Origin of the sequence: Streptomyces sp. ADMS, assembly GCF_033441795.1 — a bacterium.
In the GTDB taxonomy this organism is placed as follows: Bacteria; Actinomycetota; Actinomycetes; order Streptomycetales; family Streptomycetaceae; genus Streptomyces.
The window spans coordinates 1-238 of sequence record NZ_JAVFVX010000629.1 but is presented as its reverse complement, the minus strand read 5'-3'; the positions used below and the strand labels follow the sequence as shown (position 1 = coordinate 238).

Here is a 238-nt window from a genome sequence, read left to right as displayed (position 1 = left end):
GCTGCACGGCCGTGAGCGAGTACCAGTACTACGAGTTCCAGGCCATCGACCGACCGTTGAACAAGGACGAACTCGAAGGGGTGCGGGCCCTGTCGAGCCGGGCCCGGACCAGCGCGACGCACTTCGTCAACGAGTACCACTACGGCAACTTCCGCGGCGACGAGCGCAAACTGATGGAGCAGCTGTACGACGCCCACCTGTACTTCGCCAACTGGGGCTCGCGGCGCCTGATGCTGCG

At 65.1% G+C, this 238-nt stretch carries 1 pseudogene; it reads left to right on the top strand.

The window, feature by feature from the left end:
* A pseudogene (locus RB628_RS42255) lies at positions 1–238 on the top strand (hypothetical protein); the annotation flags it as partial.